This is a genomic window from Streptomyces sp. WAC07094 (assembly GCF_036320405.1).
GTDB lineage: Bacteria > Actinomycetota > Actinomycetes > Streptomycetales > Streptomycetaceae > Streptomyces > Streptomyces lannensis.
Genome location: NZ_JAVMJZ010000001.1, coordinates 5,727,749 through 5,744,141, shown reverse-complemented (window position 1 = coordinate 5,744,141; position 16,393 = coordinate 5,727,749). Strand labels below are relative to the sequence as shown.

Here is a 16,393-nt window from a genome sequence, read left to right as displayed (position 1 = left end):
GCCTCCGCCCTCGGCCCGCCACACGGGACCGGGCCCCCCACGGCCGGCGTGCCCTGTGCCTCGTCCCGGACGACGGCGGCAGCCGGCGCCGGACGGCCCGCCTCTGCACCGCGCCTCGACCACCGGTACTCGCCCCCTTCGACGACCCGAACGACCGGCCCGACGCCCCCGGAACCCTTCCTCGGCAGGGCGACACGCGGGCCCGAGCGTGATGACGGCGAGCAGGACCGCCGACGGCCGTCCGCCCGTATCGGGGGAACGGGCGGACGCCTGACGCCCGTTGCCCCCGCGACGCGTTCCCGGACCCACGTGTGCGCGATGCCCTCGTACCGCCCGTACCGCGTAATCCGTCCGCCGGGGGTCCCTCATGGGCCGTCCTGGTGCCGGGCACCGGTGACAATGACGGCATCCGCGACCCTGAGGAGACCGCCTTGGTGTTGAGCAGACGCGCCTTCAGCGCGATCGTCGGAACCGCCGCGCTCGAGCTGGCGCTCGGTGCGAGCGCCGGGCATTGCATCGCCGCGACAGGGCCCACCGGCCCCGCCCCCGGGCCGCCGCGTGCGGACGGACGGCGGCACACGGTGGGCTTCGACAGATACTCGATCATCGTCGACGGCGGACGGGTCGTGCTGTGGTCCGGCGAGTTCCACCCCTTCCGGCTGCCGAGCCCTTCGCTGTGGCGGGACGTCCTGCAGAAGATGCGCGCCCACGGCTACAACACGGTCAGCGTCTACGTCTCCTGGAACTACCACTCCCCCGCCCCCGGCTCCTACGACTTCACGGGCGTGCGCGACCTCGACCTGTTCCTGCGCACGGCCGCCGAGGTGGGCCTCTATGTGATCCTGCGCCCGGGCCCGTACATCAACGCCGAGGTGGACGCGGGCGGTTTCCCGGGCTGGCTGACCGCCACGAAGGGCAGGGCCCGCACCTCCGATCCGACCTACCTGACGTACGTGGACGAGTGGCTGACCGCCGTGAACCGGATCGTGGTGCGCCACCAGTACACCGCCGGATCCGGCACGGTCGTGCTGTACCAACTGGAGAACGAGTACGCGGACCACGTCACCGAGGCGGCCGGCCGCGACTACATGGCCCATCTGTACCGCAAGGTCCGCGCCGACGGCATCGACGTGCCGCTCTTCCACAACGACAAGGGCAGGAACGGCGACTGGGCACCCGGCACCTTCGACACCGGCGGTGAGAGCGGGCACTGGCTCTATGCCTTCGACGGCTACCCCTCGCCGTTCCGGACCCCGCCGGACTGGGGGTACTTCGGCCCGGGCGGGACCAAGGGCGGGGCGTCCGCGAGCCCGGGCACCCCGGGATTCCTGGCCGAGTTCGGGGGCGGCTGGTTCGATCCCTGGGGTGGAGCCGAGTTCGACGGCAAGGGGTACGCCGAGTCGCGCCGTACCCGGGACGCGGCGTACGAGCGGCGCTTCTACCTGACCAACCTCGCCAACGGCATCACGATCCACAATGTCTATATGACCTTCGGCGGCACCTCCTGGGGCTGGCTGCCCGCACCGGTCGTCTACACGTCGTACGACTACGGGGCCGCCCTCGACGAGGCCCGGCGGCCCACCACCAAGCTGGTCCCGATGCACCAGCTCGGCCATCTGCTGGACAGCGTGCCCGAGTTGGCCGAGCTGGACCGCGCGGAGGACCTCGACGTCGGCGGCGGCCCCGGGCTCAGGGCGTACCACCTCGTCAACCGCAGGACACGGGCGCACGTCCACGTCCTGCGCAACGACACCCCCGACGAACGTGTCGCCGCCGTCCCGCTGGCCGGGACGACCGTACGGGTGCCCGTCCCCGGCCTCGACGCCCGGCTGCTGGCCACCGGGATCTCGCTGGGACGGCGCACGCTGCGCCACTCCACCGCCCAGCCGATGCTGCGCCTGACCGCGGGCCGCCAGGACGTCGCAGTGTTCACGGGCCGCACGGGCGAGACGACGGAGACCGTCGTGGAGGCCGCGGCCGAACCGGTCTTCACCGTGCTCGAGGGGGAGGCCGGCTGCGAGTACCGGGACGGCGCGCTGCATGTACAGGCCCGGCTCGGCGGGCTGGTCCGGGTGCTGGTGGACGGCGGAGGGGTGCCGCGGCCGCTGCTGCTCCTGCTCGCCGACGACGCAACCTCGGGGCGGCTGTGGCGTCATGACACCCCGTCGGGTCCGGTCCTGGTGTACGGGCCCGAGCTGCTGCGCACGGTGGGTTTGAGCGGTACGACCGCGCGGCTGGGCGGCGACACGGTCGAGGAGGCGGACCTGGAGGCGTGGCTGCCGCGCGGTGTGACGGAGGTCGTCTGGAACGGACGGCGCGTGCCCACGCACACCACCCGCTCGGGCGGCCTGCGTGCCACGCACCGGCTGCCCGGCGCGGGACCGGTCCGGCTGCCCGCGCTGACCGGGTGGCGCCGCCGCGTCGAGAACCCCGAGTCGGCTCCCGGCTTCGACGACTCGACGTGGCGGACGGCCGACCGGACCACCTCCTTCAGCACGACTCCCGTGCCGGCCTCGGGACCCGTCCTGTTCGCCGACGACTACGGCTTCCACTACGGCGACGTCTGGTACCGGGGCCGCTTCGAGGACGCGGCCGGCGCCGCGGAGGTGTCCTTCTCGTATGTCACCGGCACCCAGGGCCTGCTGATGGCGTGGCTGGACGGCAAGCCCCTGGGCACGCACCGGATGCCCGTGCCGGACAAGAAGACGGTCCGGAAGGGCACGTGGTCGGCGACGGCCGCGTTCCCGGTCGCACCGGGGAAGGGGCCCCATGTCCTCTCCGTCCTCGTCCGCCGTATGCAGCACGACCAGGACGGACGGGCCGACGACACCCACAAGGCGGGACGGGGGCTCGTCTCGGTGGCCTTCGACGGTGCGACGCCGCGGGTGAGATGGCGGATCCAGGGCGAGAGCGCGCCCGATCCCGTGCGCGGGCCGATCAACAACGGCGGGCTGTACGGGGAGCGGCACGGCTGGCATCTGCCCGGATTCGCGGACGGCGGCTGGGAGCCCGCCGAACTGCCGCGGGGCGAGCGGCGGCAGGGCGTCGTCTGGTACCGGACCACCTTCCGGCCTGCCGTCGATCCGGGAACGGACGCGTCGATCGGGCTGACGCTCACCGACGACCCGGCCCGCGCCTACCGGGTGCAGATCTTCCTCAACGGCTGGAACATGGGCCAGTACATCAACGACGTGGGCCCGCAGCAGACGTTCGTCCTGCCGAACGGGGTGCTGAACACCCGTGGGGAGAACACGCTGGCCCTGGCGGTCCTCTCGGACGGGACCACGCCGGCGGGACCCGGAGGAGTACGGCTGACGCTGCTCGGCAAGGCGGCGGGAGGAGTCCCGGTGGCGCCGGTGGACTCCCCCCGCGCCGCGCACTGACAAGAGCGGGGGCCCCGGCCGGGCGGGCCTGGGCCCCCGACGAGGGGTCAGCCCGCGAACGCCGGCTGCGGCAGGCCCTTTCCGGCGCCCGGCACGACGAGCACCGAACCGGAGAGCGGATGCGGTGCGTCCAGCCCCGTACGGGCGGTGGTGATGTACAGGTCGGCCAGGTCCGGCCCGCCGAACGCACACGCGGTCGGACGGCGGACGGGCAGCTCGAGGACCCGGTCCAGCACGCCGGAGGGAGTGTAGCGGTGTACCGCGCCGCCGTCCCACAGAGCGACCCAGACACAGCCGTCGGCGTCGACGGCGAGCCCGTCGGGGAAGCCGCGGTCGACGTGGGCCAGCGGGCGCCGGCCTGCCGGGAGCCCGTCGTCGCGCACATCGAGGACGTCGACCCGCCGGGTCGGCGAGTCGATGTAGTACATCAGCCGGCCGTCGGGGCTCCAGCCCGTGCCGTTGCTGACGGCGACGTCGTCCAGCACCGTCAGGACCTCGCCGTCGGCTGTGATCCGGGACAGCGTGCCACCGCCCGGTGCCTCGTCGTACCGCATGGTGCCCGCCCACAGTGATCCGTCAGCGGCGACGGCCGCGTCGTTGGCGCGGCGGCCCGGGACGACCTCGCGGTGCAACCAGCGGAAGTCGCTGCCGCCGGGCCCGTACAGGCCGACTCCGTCGCGGAGGTTCACCACCAGACCGCCGCCGGCGCGCGGCTTGGCGGCCCCCACGTGCTGTTCCGTGGCCATGACCGTGCGGCGTCCCGAGGCGGGGTCATAGGTGTGCACCCGTGAGCCCAGGATGTCGATCCATATCAGAAGCCGGGCGCCGGTGTCCCATGTCGGCCCCTCGCCCAGGGCCGCTTCGGCCCGTACGGCGACCTCGTAGCCCGTCATGCGGCACCCCTGTGGCCGAGCCTCTCGGAGAGCTCCGCGGCGCCCTTCGCGGCGAGCTGCTCGAGCTCGGCACGGCGCTCGTCGCTCCAGCGGATCATCGGTACGGAGATCGAGAGCGCGGCGACGACCTGTCCGGCGCGGTCGCGCACCGGCGCGGCGACGCAGCTGACGTCGGGGTTGGACTCGCGGGTCTCCACGGCGAGACCGCGTCCGCGGATCTCGCCCAGCACCGTGCGCAGGACCGCCGGGTCGGTGATGCTGTTGGGGGTCATCGCGACGAGTTCCGCGCCGTCGGGGATGCGGTCGGCCAGTTCCTCCGCCGGGAGGGAGGCGAGGAGCATCTTGCCGACGGAGGTGCAGTGGGCCGGCAGCCGGCGGCCCGCCGCCGACACCATCCGCACGGCGTGCGTGGAGTCGACCTTGGCGATGTAGATGACGTCGGTGCCCTCGAGGATCGCCACGTGCACGGTCTCGTCGCAGGTCTCGGCGACGGACCGGGCGACGTGCTGGCCCTCGGCGGCGAGGTCCAGCTGCTCGGCGTAGCGGCTGCCGAGCTGGTAGGGCCGCACGCCGAGCCGGTAGCGTCCCGGTTGCCCCGGCACCTGGACGATGTAGGAGCGTGCGGCGAGCGTGGTGACCAGCTCGTGCACGGTGGTACGGGGCAGCTGGAGCTTGCGCACGATGTCGGGGGCGGAGAGCGTCCCGTCCCCGTCCAGGAAGAGCTCCAATATGTCGAGAGCCCGGGTCACGGCAGGTACAAGGCGTCCCACGACCGGCCCCCTCCCTTGCGTTCGAAATTTCAACCGGCGATCGGCATGGCGAACACAGGCTAATCACAGTGGACTCGGCCGGGCAATGGCCCGGTCCGGGTGACGTCGTCCCGAGGCCCGTCCCGAGGGGCGGTCGCCGTACCCGTGCCGTGACCGTGGGCGAGGATGGTGTGCATGTCGTCCGCGAAGCGCCCCACCGGCCCCTTCACACCCGTCGACTTCCAGCTGGTCCTGCTGCGCCGCATGGCCGACCACAACCCGGACCTCGTCGAGAACGCCCGCCACGAACTGGGGGTCTCGATCGCCGACATGCGCGAGGCGAACCGGCGCTGGCAGGCGATGCTGCACTCCCCCCGCGCCCGCGCCGCCGCCTCCCGTTACCGTTCCGTCCTCGGTGAACCCGAGTCGACACAGGACCGCAGGATCGGCGACCTGGACTGCCGGGCGGTGCTCTGGCCGGTCCCGCTCTGGCCGGATCTGCGCTTCGAGATCCTGGTGGCGCCGAACGGGGTGGTGTGGAACGAGTGGCTGGTACGGGCGCCGGATGCGCCCGGCCCGAAGCTGAAGACCCTGGAGGACCTCACCCCCTGGTCCTGCACGGTCGACGAGGTGGCGCGCGCCTTCGCGCCGGCCCGCCCGCTGGAGGGCACGGCCCCCACCCGCTGGGGTCTGGCCTTCACCGCGCCGGACGCCTCCGGTGAGCGGCGCGACGTGGCCGCGGAGTTCACCTGGGGGCTGTTGCAGCGGACGGGCGTCAGCGGGCGGCCGTGAGGACGGCCTCCACCACCGTCGGCAGCGACCCCGCGTGCAGGTCGAGGAACAGATTGGGCTCGACCAGCTCCAGCTCCATCACACACGGACCGCCGTCCGCGCCGTCGACGAGGTCGACCCGGGCGTAGAGGAGCTCCTCCGAGCCCGGTATCGCCGCCAGGGCCCGCTCGGCGACGGCCAGTTCCTCCGGGGCCGGGGTCCAGGCCTCCAGACGGGGGTGGGCCACCTTCTTCTCGTCGTACGGTGTTCCGGGCGCGAGAACGGCACCCTTCCGGCTGGCGTGCAGCAACCGCCCGCCGAAGAACTGCAGGGCCCGCTCTCCGCTGACGTCGATGTTCTTCACATAGGGCTGCACCATCGCGGTGAACCCCTCCGCGTGCATCCGCTGGAGCTGGCGCACGGCGGTGGCCCGCTCCGCCGGGGTGTACCGGGCGGCGTAGCGGGCGCCCGCGCCCGAGGTGGGCTTGACGACGTACTCGTGGTCCTCGGGCAGGTCGACGGGCTCGCCGGGGGCGAGGTACCGCGTGGGGACGACGGGGACGCCTGCCGCGGCAAGGTCTCCGAGGTACCGCTTGTCCGTGTTCCAGCGCACGACGTCCACCGGATTGGCCAGCCGTGTGACGTTCGCACAGCGCTCGGCCCACGCCGTGAACTCCGCCGCGCGCCAGCTGTAGTCCCACGTGGAGCGGATCACGGCCAGGTCGTAGGCCGCCCAGTCGATGTCGGGGTCGTCCCAGTACACGGCGTCGGCGGCGGCACCGGCCGCCCTCAACTCCGCCACAATTCCCGGCAGATCCCGGTCGACCGAGACCTCCGGCCTGGGGCGGCACGTGACCAGTGCGACTCGGGCTGCGGGGCGGGGCACGTCTGCACTCCTGTTCGTACGGCGGCTGCTGGGCGCAGGTTAACAACGGGCAGGGGAACCGCCACAACCTTGTTGACCTTCACCTTCGGTGAAGCCACGGCAGCCGTCGACCGAACGGGGAACGGCCGCAAGGGCGGGATGCGCCGAGATCCGCCACGTCGACCGGCCGCGCATCGGTCGAGCAGCGGCGGTCCCCCGGGCAGGGCACGGTAGCGGCATGCGCGGACCGGTACCTGCCGTGGTGGGATGAGGTGTCCGTCACCGCGGGGAAGGGTTTTCGCCCGCCGTGATGTAGGAACGGTCCTTGAGTCCGTACGTCCGCTTCGAGCCCAGGAGTACCTCGCGTGTCCTCCCTCTTTCCGGCCCTGACGGGGCCCTCGGCCGGGCGGCGGCCCGCCCTGCGCTTCGGTGAGCGGACCCTGACGTACGCGGAGCTTGCCGCGGCGGCCGGCGCGCTCGCCGGGCGGATCGGCGGTGCGGGAAGGGTGGCCGTGTGGGCCACGCCGTCCTTGGAGACCGCCGTCGCGGTGGTGGCCGCGCTGACCGCCGGTGTGCCCGTCGTACCGCTCAACCCGAAGTCCGGGGAGAAGGAGCTGGGGCACATCCTTTCGGACAGTGTGCCCTCCGTGGTGCTGACCGCTCCGGGCGACGAACTCCCGCCGCCGGTGAGCGCGTTGGAGAGAGTGACGGTCGATGTGCACGGCTCCGGGGCGTACGCGCCCGCCGAGGTGGACGAGGAGAGCCCCGCCCTCGTCGTGTACACCTCCGGAACCACCGGGCCGCCCAAGGGCGCCGTCATCCCCCGCCGTGCGGTGGCCGCCACCCTCGACGCGCTCGCGGACGCCTGGGAGTGGACCGGGGACGACGTGCTGGTGCAGGGGCTGCCCCTGTTCCATGTGCACGGTCTGGTGCTCGGTGTGCTCGGCCCGCTGCGCCGCGGCGGATCCGTGCGGCACCTGGGCCGCTTCAGCACCGCGGGCGTGGCGCGCGAGCTGGGCGCGGGCGCGACCATGCTGTTCGGGGTACCGACGATGTACCACCGGATCGCGGAGACGCTGCCGGGCGACCCCGCCCTCGCCGAGGCGCTGGGCCGGGCCCGGCTGCTGGTCTCGGGGTCCGCCGCGCTGCCGGTGCACGACCACGAGCGGATCGCCGCCGCGACCGGCCGCCGGGTGGTCGAGCGGTACGGGATGACGGAGACCCTGATGAACACGAGCGTGCGCGCCGACGGGGAGGCGCGTCCGGGCACGGTCGGCGTGCCGCTGCCCGGTGTGGAGCTGCGGCTCGTCGAGGAGGACGGCTCGCCCGTCGCGGGTGACGACGGGGAGACGGTGGGCGAGATCCAGGTCCGCGGGCCGAACCTGTTCACCGAGTACCTCAACCGTCCCGACGCCACCACCGCGGCGTTCACCGCCGACGGCTGGTTCCGCACCGGCGACATGGCGGTCCGTGAGGCCGACGGGTATGTGCGCATCGTGGGCCGCAAGGCCACCGACCTCATCAAGAGCGGCGGCTACAAGATCGGTGCGGGCGAGATCGAGAACGCGCTGCTGGAGCACCCGGGGGTGCGGGAGGCGGCCGTCACCGGGGAACCCGACGAGGACCTCGGCGAGCGGATCGTCGCATGGGTCGTGCCGGCGGACGCCGGGGACCCGCCCGGCGCGGAGGAGTTGGCCGACCATGTGGCGCGGCGGCTCGCCCCGCACAAGCGCCCACGCGTCGTGCGCTACCTCGGCGCCCTGCCCCGCAACGACATGGGGAAGATCATGAAGCGGGCGCTGGGCGATGCCTGACCGCCCGACCGCACGGCAGGCCCTCGCCCTCCTCACCGACGACTTCGCCGAACTCCCCCACCCGGCCGGGACCTACCGGCCCGACGGCCCGCTGGAGTGGGCCGGCTACGACGCCTCGCGTGCCCGCGCCGCCGCGCGCACCGGCGAGGACGAGTCCGTGGTCTGCGGACACGCGACCGTCGGCGGCACCCCGGCCGTGCTGATCGCGTTCGAGTTCGGCTTCCTCGGCGGCTCCCTCGGCGAGCGCACCGGTGACCGGCTGGAGGCGGCGCACATCCACGCCCGTGAGCACCGGCTCCCGGTCGTCTCGCTGGTCGCGACCGGCGGCAGCCGGATGCAGGAGGGCATGCTCGCGCTCACCCAGCTCCAGCGCGTGGCCCGGCAGTCGGCGCTCACCCGCGCCGAAGGCCTGCCACAGCTCTCCGTCCTGCGGGACCCGACGACCGGCGGGGGCTGGGCCACGCTGGGCGCGGGCGCCGACGTGGTGCTGGCCCTGCCGGACGTCCAGGTGGGGTTCGCAGGCTCCCGGGTGCGCCCTGCGGACGCGGACCCGGCGGCGTACACGGCGCAGGCGCAGCTGGCGGCGGGCACGGTCGACGCCCTCGTACGGCCCCGGGAACTGCGGGACACGGTGGGCCGATGGCTCGGTCTGCTGACCGCGCCGTCGTCCGACCCCGCCCCGGTGCCCGGGGCGCTCGGCCGGGTGGACCTCCCGGCGACCGGCTGGGACGCCGTCCGGCGCGCCCGTGACCCCCTGCGGCCGCGGGCGCAGGCCTACCTGGACGCCTACTTCACCAGCCGGGTGGCCCTTGGCGGCGACCGCTGCGGTGGCCGCGACGAGGGCATGCTGTGCGGTTTCGGCTCCCACGACGGCCGTACGATCGCCTACGCCGCACAGACCGGCACCGCGACCCGCCCCGCGGGATACCGCACGGCCGCCCGGCTGATCCGGCTGGCGGACACCCTGTCGATCCCCGTGCTGACGCTGGTGGACACACCGGGCGCCGCCAACGACGCGGAGGCCGAGCGGCAGGGCGCGGGCGCCGCCATCGCGGACCTGTTCGCCGCGGTCGCCACCGCCCGTACGCCGCTCACCACGCTGGTGATCGGCGAGGGCGGCTCCGGCGGCGCCCTGGCGCCGGCCGCGCCCGGCAACACCTGGGTCACCCCCGACAGCTACTTCTCCGTCATCGCGCCTGAGCTCGCCGCCGCGATACTCAAGCGCCCGGCGCACGAGGTGCGGGCCACGGCGGACCAGCTCCGGCTGCGCCCCCAGGACCTGGTGGCCCTGGGGGTCGTACGCGGGATCGTCGGCGGGGACACCGCGCCGGCCGGATGATCTCGCGGGCGCGCTCCGCCCCGGCCCCGGGCGCCGCGCGCGCCCGCGGCGCCCTCGCGGCCGGGCACGGCCCGGGCCGGCAGACGGACTTCCGGGGCACCCGGCGCGCCCGAGATCACTCGCCCGGAGCCGCCCCGCCCGGCCCACCTCGAGAGGCGCGGTCCCCGCCCGCGGCACACGATGGGGGAGGAGAGGCCCGCCGCCCGGCGGCCACCCGCGGCCTGTTTCGGAAGGTACCGCCATGACCGTGAGTCTGGACCAGCTGCGCCGTTGCCATTTCGCCGTCGACCTGGGGGCGGCCCGGACCCGTGTGTACGTCAAGGGTGCCGGGCTGGTGGTGGATCAGCCCAGCGCTGCCGCCGTCAACACGCGCAACGGTGCGCTGATAGCGGTCGGTGAACTCGCCGAGAAGATGACGGGACGCACGCCTTCGTACATCCGGGTGGTACGGCCCGTCTCCGGCGGCACGGTCGTGGACATCGAGATGGCCCAGCGCATGCTGCGCCAGCTGCTCGGCGAGAGGCTGCGCCGCAAACTGCGCCGCAAGCCCCGGCTGCGGGCCGCCGCCTGCACCCCGCACGACGCGGACCCGCTGGCCCAGCGCGCGGCCATCGAGACCCTCGTCGGACTGGGGGCCAGGAGGGTGGAGCTCGTGGACACGCTCGTGGCGGCCGCCGTCGGCTGCGGCCTGCCCGTCGAGCAGGCCGAGGCTTCCATGATCATGGTGTGCGGTGCGGCCGCCACCCAGATCGCCGTTCTGTCGCTGGGCAACATCGTCACGGCCGAGCGGGTCCCGGTGGGCGGCGAGGCGGTCGACCACGCGATCGTGCAGCACCTGCGCCACGAACACGCGTTGATGCTGCCGAGTCAGTCGGTACGGCCGCTGCAGGTCGCCCTCTCCGGCAACGGGCTGACCCCGCACGGACCCGCGGCCACCGAGATCCAGGGCCGGGACGTGGCGACCGGTCTCGCCCGTTCGGTGCTGGTCGACACCGCCGCCGTACGGATCGCCATCCAGACCCCGCTGACCGCCGTCCTCGACGGCATCGGCAAGGTGCTCCGGGACTGCCCGCCCGACCTGGTGGCCGACCTGGTGGACCGGGGGATCATGATGGTCGGCGGCAGCGCCCTGCTGCCGGGCCTGGACCAGATGCTCCGCCAGGCGACGGGCATGCCCGTGCACATCGCCGAACGCCCGGACATCTGCGCGGTCCAGGGCCTGGGCGCGATGCTCGAGGGCAGGATCCAGCCGCTGGTACTGAATCCGCTGGCGGCCTGACGTCGTCCGGGGCCGGGCCCGTTCGCGGCACCCCGGCCCCGAAGACGCCCGTACATGCGTCCGGCGGCCGGGCGTCGCGCCCCGCCCTGCGCCGGGCCTGCCGCCGTGCGCCCCTGCGCACCGGGGTGTGTTCACGTACGGCGATGGGGAAGACGTATCCGTGACTGGAACCGGTGCGACCGACGCGGCCGCGCGACGTGCCATCGCCCCTCGGCACACCGCCGCAGGGTTCACCGTCGCGCCCCGGACTCCTCCGTCCCCCCGTTCCTCCGTCCGGACCCGCGTCACCCGCATCGGCGTCACCGGCCACAGGTCGATCCCGGCCGCCGTCCTGCCGTCCGTACTGTCCGGCATGCGCCGGCAACTCAGTGCCGAGGGACGCCTGGAGGCCCTCAGCAGCCTGGCGGCGGGCGCGGACCAGCTCTTCGCCGACATCGCCCTGGCCAACGGCGTACCGGTCACGGCCGTGATCCCGGGCATGGACTACGAGGCCCATCTCGGGGACGCCGAGACGCGGGCCGCCTACCGTCGGCTGCTCGGCTCCTGCGCAACCAGGGTGGACCTGCCGGTCGAGGACACACACGAAGAGGCCTACTACGCGGCGGGCCGCTGGATCGTCGACCACTCCGACCGGCTGGTCGCGGTCTGGGACGGCCGCCCGGCCCGGGGCCCCGGCGGCACCGGTGACGTGGTGGCGTACGCGCGGCGCACCGGGGTGCCGGTGACCGTGCTGTGGCAGCCGGGCGTGGGACGCGACTGACGCACCGAACGACCGGCGGCCGTCGGCGCACACCGCCCGACAGGGCCTCAGTTTCCGAACTTGACCAGCCAGTCCGAGTGCTGCGGCGACACCAGCCGCTCCGCCTGTTCCACCGCCTCGGCCCACCGCTCCTCGGTCACGGTCGTACTCATCGTGATCCGCAGGGTCTCCAGATCCTGCTCCACGAGCGAGTGCGCGTATGTCAGCGGCCGATGGCGACGCACCTCCTGCCAGGCCACTCCGGCCGCCGCGCCCGCGCTGAGCAACCCGGTCAGGTCCCAGCCCTCGATGACGCCCGCGGCCCGGAGCACCGCCGCGAGAAGGGCGAGCAGCGACAGCACGGCCGTGACGGAGGACCAGCGCACGGAGGACCGGTGGGTCTGAGCGGCCCGGCGCTTGTACCAGCCGTGCTGCTCCAGGAGCCGGTCCCGCAGATAGATGTCCCGGCGCACCTCGTACGGCTTCCCGCGCACCGCCCGCATCACCGGCGTGATCTGCCCCGCGCCACGCGCACCGGCCCCGTTCCGTTCGTCCTCCCACCCGACCTTGCGCAACTCCCGCAGCCGCTCCTCCAGTCGTTCAGCGAACAGCGCCTCGGGATTGGCCACCCTCGAGTGGAACGGCCCCCCGTGGACCATGTACTGCCACGCCAGCGACTTCAGCAGCTCGGCGACGGCACGGTGCGCCTGCCAGTGCGCGCGGGCGCGGCGCCGGGAGGTGCGCAGACCGATGGCGATGGTCAGGGCGTACAGCACGGCCGCGATTGCCGCAGGAATATGACTGTGGAGATGTTCGGCCAGCATGGCGGCCGCGGCGGCCATGAGAAGAACCACCAGTTGGGTACGGACGGCGCGGAAGGATTCCCCCTGACGGGCCAACGCTCTTCGGTCACTGACTCGAAAGAGTGGCGGAAGATCGCCGTCGCCCAACGTCACGGTGGGACCCGGAGTTCCAGCTCGCATGCTCTCCCCCGACTGCCGGCAAGCGAACACCTGGAAAAATCCTGCTCCACGAGTGGAGCATTTGGACACCCCCGGTGGGCGATTGCATGCCCACCGTGTTAGCGTTCCCGCCAAGAGCATCCGTCAACAGGTCTCAGGCTGTCTCCAGACGTCTACAGGTCCCAACGCCCACACGGTCATCCCTACCTTGCGACGGGAAACGGGCTGGATCTGTCTACAAGCCGAACTGGAGCCATGAGAAAGCCATGAACTCGACGGCCACCAAGATCCAGCACGAATCGGTCGAACCCCGACCGGTGCGCCGCCTCACTCCCCTTGCCTCCACCGCCGCCGACAAGACGTCCGCGGTGAGGTCGACAAGTCGCCTGACGGACGCCGAAGGATGGCGTTCGAAGAAGCCGATCGCCTTTGACGCCGCGCTGTGATGCGGTAGGCGATCACATGACCCGGAGCTCCCCGGCGGACCCGTCGTCGGGGGCCCGGGTTACGGTACCCGGTCACCAACTCACCTGATCGAGTGAGTACTTGAGGTCATCCCGGCGTCCGGCTCCCCGTAGTATGTCTCGGTGACGCAAATCCAGGAACTGGTCCTGAAGATCCATAGCAGATGCAATCTCGCTTGCGATCACTGCTATATGTACGAGCTCGCCGACCAGAGCTGGAAGACGCGACCGGTCGTGATTTCCGAGGAGACGGTCACACAGGTCTCCCTGCGCCTCTCCGCCTATGCAGCGGCACATCGACTCGAATCCGTCGCAGTGATTCTTCACGGCGGCGAACCCCTCCTTGTGGGGCCCGAACGGCTGCGGCGCATCTGCGCGGAAATCACCCGCATCCTGTCCCCCGTCACCACGGTGAACCTCATCATGCACACCAATGGCGTCCTGTTACGCGGACGGCATCTGGAGGTCCTACGGGAATTCGGTGTCAAAGTCGGCATCTCGCTCGACGGAGACGAGGCGGCCAACGACCTTCACCGACTGGACCGACGCGGACGCAGCAGTCACGAAAGAGTGCTGAATGGAATCGAGCGTCTACGGGCGCCCGAATACCGGCACCTCTTCCAGGGCATCCTGTGCACGGTCGACATCAAGAACGACCCGGTCGCGGTCCACGACGCACTCACGACTCTGCAGCCGCCCCGAATCGACTATCTGCTGCCGCATTCCACCTGGGACAATCCCCCACCGGGATTTTCGGAATCCACTACTCCGTATGCCGACTGGCTGCTGCGCATCTTCGACCGCTGGCTCGAGCAGGGTCGACCGATGGAGGTGCGTACCTTCGACTCGGTGCTGAGCACCCTGCGCGGGGGCCCCAGCCTCACCGAAGCCATGGGGCTGGCGCCGTCCGAACTCGCGGTCGTGGAGACCGACGGTGCGATCGAGCAGGCGGACTCGCTGAAGGCGGCCTATGACGGCGCCCCGGCCACCGGCTACGACGTCTTCAATCACACGTTCGAGGAGTTCGCCCGCCACCCGGGCGTACGCGCGCGGCAGCTCGGCATCGACGGCCTCAGCGACGCCTGTCGGCGCTGCCCCGTGGTCGAGTCCTGCGGAGGCGGGCTCTACACCCACCGCTACAGCTCCGAACGAGGCTTCGACAACCCCTCCGTCTACTGCGCGGACCTGCGGACCTTCGTCGACGGCGTCGCAGCACGGATGTACACGCCGGAGCTCTCGCCCGCCGTGCACGACAGCGCCGAACTCGCCATCGCACAAGCAGAGTTGACACGCGATCTACTGAGAGACGCGAACAGCAGGACCGCCGGCGACACGGACTGGGACAGCGCCTGGCACGTGCTGGCCGACTTGGACCGGGACGCCGACGCCGGACCCCTGGTGGACCTGGTGCAGTCGCATCCGTACGTCCGCCGTGCGCTGCGTCAGGCCGGGAGCGGCCGCACTCTGTCCGCCTGGCTCGGCCGGCTCACCGTGGCGGCAGCCGTGCGGGCGCACGTCGAGGTGACGCTGGCCTGGGACCAGCACGACCCACAGCTGCACCTGCCGACGCTGGGCACGCTCCGCCTGCCCGCCCCGGGCCGGGTCGAGGTCACCACGAGCGCGGACGGCCTGCGAGTACGCCACCCGGGTGGTACGGAGCAGGTACACACCGCCGCCGACGGGCATCCCCTGTGGCGCCCTCTGCACTCCGTCGACGGCGGGCCGCTGCTGGACGACGCGGACCCGTTCCGGGACGCCTTCCCCGCAGCGGTCCACGCGCCGCTGACCTCCGATGAACGCGAGCTCTTCGGCAAGCGCGTCCGCCTTGCCCACGGCCTCCTGGACAAGCTCCTGCCCGCATGGCGCAGCGACCCGCAGACGCTCCTGCCGTGGGTGGTGACACCGCTGGCGAGGGGCGCGGGCGTCCAGCTCGGCGGGTACGCTCCCGGCGCCATGGGAGTCGCCGTGGACGCCGAGCCGGAACACATCGCGCAGCAGCTGCGGCGCCTCGGCCGGCGGGCCCGGTACACCGCCCTGCGGGAGACCACCGACCTCGCGGTGCCCGGTCGCCCGACCGCCCGGCTGCTCCTCGAGGCCGGCGAGGCCCTCGCCGACGTCTGCGCCTGGGACCTCGTCGACCGGCCCGACACCGCCGTCAGGGAGATCGCGCTGAAGGAGGCCCATCGCGCGCTCACCGCACTGGACGCGGAGCCGGAGTGCGACCTCAGCGAGACCGGCGCGGCGCTGGTCGGCCAGTGGTGGGCCGAATGGCACGAATGGGCCCGATAGCATGACCGGTTCCCATGAACTCGGCCTGCTTCTGAAGGAGTCGGGTGTCCGCCGAAGCGGCGTCCTCATGGTGCACGCTTCACTCGGGGGCAGTGGGCTGCGGGCCACCGAGGTGCGCGACGCCCTGCTCGACGCGCTGGGTCCGGACGGCACCCTCGTCGTGCCCGCCTTCACGCAGGAGAACTCCCGGACCTCACGCGCTTATCGGGCGCTGACAGCCGGCATGACGGAACGGGAGCAGGAGCAGTACCGGGCCTCGATGCCGGCGTTCGATCCGGGCACGACCCCCTGTCCGGCGATGGGCGTGCTCGCCGAGTGCGTGCGCACCTCACCCGGTGCGGTGCGCAGTTCCCACCCCCAGACCTCCTTCGCCGCTCTCGGCCCGCTGGCGGCGGAGCTGGTCGGTGGCCACGACCCGCAGTGCCTGCTGGGAGAGCGCTCGCCGCTTGCCCGGCTGTACGACGCCGACGCCCAGATCCTGCTGCTGCGGGTGGGGTTCGAGGTGTGCACCGCGTTCCACCTCGCCGAGTACCGAACGACGCCGCCCCGGCCGCGGCGCATGTACCACTGTGTGGTCGGCGAACCGGGCAACTGGGTCTCGTACGAGGACACATCCCTCAACGACTCGGACTTCGCCGCCGTCGGAGCCGAACTTCCTCCGGAGGTGCAGACCCGGGGCGAACTGGCAAGCAGACGGGTCACCTTGCTCGACATGCGGCCCGCCGTCGACTTCGTCTGTGCACGGATGTCTGAATATCGCCACTGAATGACGTGAAACCAATGACACGTACCGCCATGTCGTCGTGCACATTGTTGGTTCTGGCCGGATGACACCGTCGGTGGGGC

Annotated in this window: 13 protein-coding genes; 9 read left to right on the top strand and 4 right to left on the bottom strand. The window is 72.5% G+C overall.

Features of this window, described 5'->3' with window-relative positions:
* The first annotated feature begins 431 nt into the window (after positions 1–431).
* Positions 432–3,383 (top strand): beta-galactosidase, encoded by a 2,952-nt coding sequence (locus RCR19_RS25325; protein WP_331267210.1) that lies wholly within the window; start codon positions 432–434, stop codon positions 3,381–3,383.
* A gap of 47 nt (positions 3,384–3,430) precedes the next feature.
* Here RCR19_RS25325 and RCR19_RS25320 read toward each other — a convergent pair whose 3' ends face one another.
* Both RCR19_RS25320 and RCR19_RS25315 read right to left on the bottom strand, forming a co-directional pair.
* Positions 3,431–4,276 carry an SMP-30/gluconolactonase/LRE family protein gene (locus tag RCR19_RS25320; protein WP_331267209.1) on the bottom strand — a complete coding sequence of 282 codons (846 nt, stop codon included), beginning with the start codon at positions 4,274–4,276 and terminating at the stop codon, positions 3,431–3,433.
* Positions 4,273–5,046, bottom strand: coding sequence for an IclR family transcriptional regulator (locus RCR19_RS25315; RefSeq protein ID WP_331267208.1), 774 nt, complete (start codon positions 5,044–5,046; stop codon positions 4,273–4,275). The genes RCR19_RS25320 and RCR19_RS25315 overlap by 4 nt, the downstream gene beginning before the upstream one ends.
* Before the next feature lie 174 nt (positions 5,047–5,220).
* On the opposite strand from RCR19_RS25315, the gene RCR19_RS25310 reads away from it, so the two are divergent.
* Positions 5,221–5,817 (top strand): hypothetical protein, encoded by a 597-nt coding sequence (locus tag RCR19_RS25310; RefSeq protein WP_331267207.1) that lies wholly within the window; start codon positions 5,221–5,223, stop codon positions 5,815–5,817.
* Here the strand turns inward: RCR19_RS25310 and RCR19_RS25305 are convergent.
* Positions 5,801–6,682, bottom strand: a complete 882-nt coding sequence (locus RCR19_RS25305) for a hypothetical protein (protein WP_331267206.1) — start codon at positions 6,680–6,682, stop codon at positions 5,801–5,803. The two genes, RCR19_RS25310 and RCR19_RS25305, sit on opposite strands and share 17 nt — an antisense overlap.
* A 344-nt stretch (positions 6,683–7,026) precedes the next feature.
* Here RCR19_RS25305 and RCR19_RS25300 point away from each other — a divergent pair, with 344 nt between their 5' ends.
* From RCR19_RS25300 to RCR19_RS25285, 4 genes are all read left to right on the top strand, one after another.
* Positions 7,027–8,475 (top strand): acyl-CoA synthetase, encoded by a 1,449-nt coding sequence (locus RCR19_RS25300; RefSeq protein ID WP_331267205.1) that lies wholly within the window; start codon positions 7,027–7,029, stop codon positions 8,473–8,475.
* Positions 8,468–9,814, top strand: coding sequence for a carboxyl transferase domain-containing protein (locus tag RCR19_RS25295; RefSeq protein WP_331267204.1), 1,347 nt, complete (start codon positions 8,468–8,470; stop codon positions 9,812–9,814). Before RCR19_RS25300 ends, RCR19_RS25295 begins: the two co-directional genes overlap by 8 nt.
* A 241-nt stretch (positions 9,815–10,055) precedes the next feature.
* The gene (locus RCR19_RS25290) at positions 10,056–11,093 is read left to right on the top strand and encodes a rod shape-determining protein (protein ID WP_331267203.1); all 1,038 of its coding nucleotides are present in this window, start codon (positions 10,056–10,058) and stop codon (positions 11,091–11,093) included.
* Positions 11,094–11,385: 292 nt separating this feature from the next.
* Positions 11,386–11,853 (top strand): hypothetical protein, encoded by a 468-nt coding sequence (locus RCR19_RS25285; RefSeq protein ID WP_331269550.1) that lies wholly within the window; start codon positions 11,386–11,388, stop codon positions 11,851–11,853.
* A gap of 47 nt (positions 11,854–11,900) precedes the next feature.
* Here the strand turns inward: RCR19_RS25285 and RCR19_RS25280 are convergent, their stop codons facing one another.
* On the bottom strand, positions 11,901–12,815 hold the full coding sequence (locus RCR19_RS25280; RefSeq protein ID WP_331267202.1) for a DUF4231 domain-containing protein: 915 nt from the start codon (positions 12,813–12,815) through the stop codon (positions 11,901–11,903).
* A 245-nt stretch (positions 12,816–13,060) separates the two neighbouring features.
* Between RCR19_RS25280 and RCR19_RS25275 the strand changes: the two genes are divergently transcribed.
* The 3 genes from RCR19_RS25275 to RCR19_RS25265 all read left to right on the top strand — a co-directional run bounded on the left by RCR19_RS25275 (position 13,061) and on the right by RCR19_RS25265 (position 16,313).
* Positions 13,061–13,240: a hypothetical protein gene (locus RCR19_RS25275; RefSeq protein WP_331267201.1), complete on the top strand. Its 180-nt coding sequence runs from the start codon at positions 13,061–13,063 to the stop codon at positions 13,238–13,240.
* A gap of 141 nt (positions 13,241–13,381) precedes the next feature.
* Complete coding sequence (gene fxsB, locus RCR19_RS25270; protein WP_331267200.1) at positions 13,382–15,547, top strand: radical SAM/SPASM protein FxsB, inactivated metallohydrolase extension form; 2,166 nt, start codon at positions 13,382–13,384, stop codon at positions 15,545–15,547.
* 1 nt (position 15,548) lies between these two features.
* Positions 15,549–16,313, top strand: coding sequence for an AAC(3) family N-acetyltransferase (locus RCR19_RS25265; protein WP_331267199.1), 765 nt, complete (start codon positions 15,549–15,551; stop codon positions 16,311–16,313).
* Positions 16,314–16,393 lie beyond the last annotated feature (80 nt).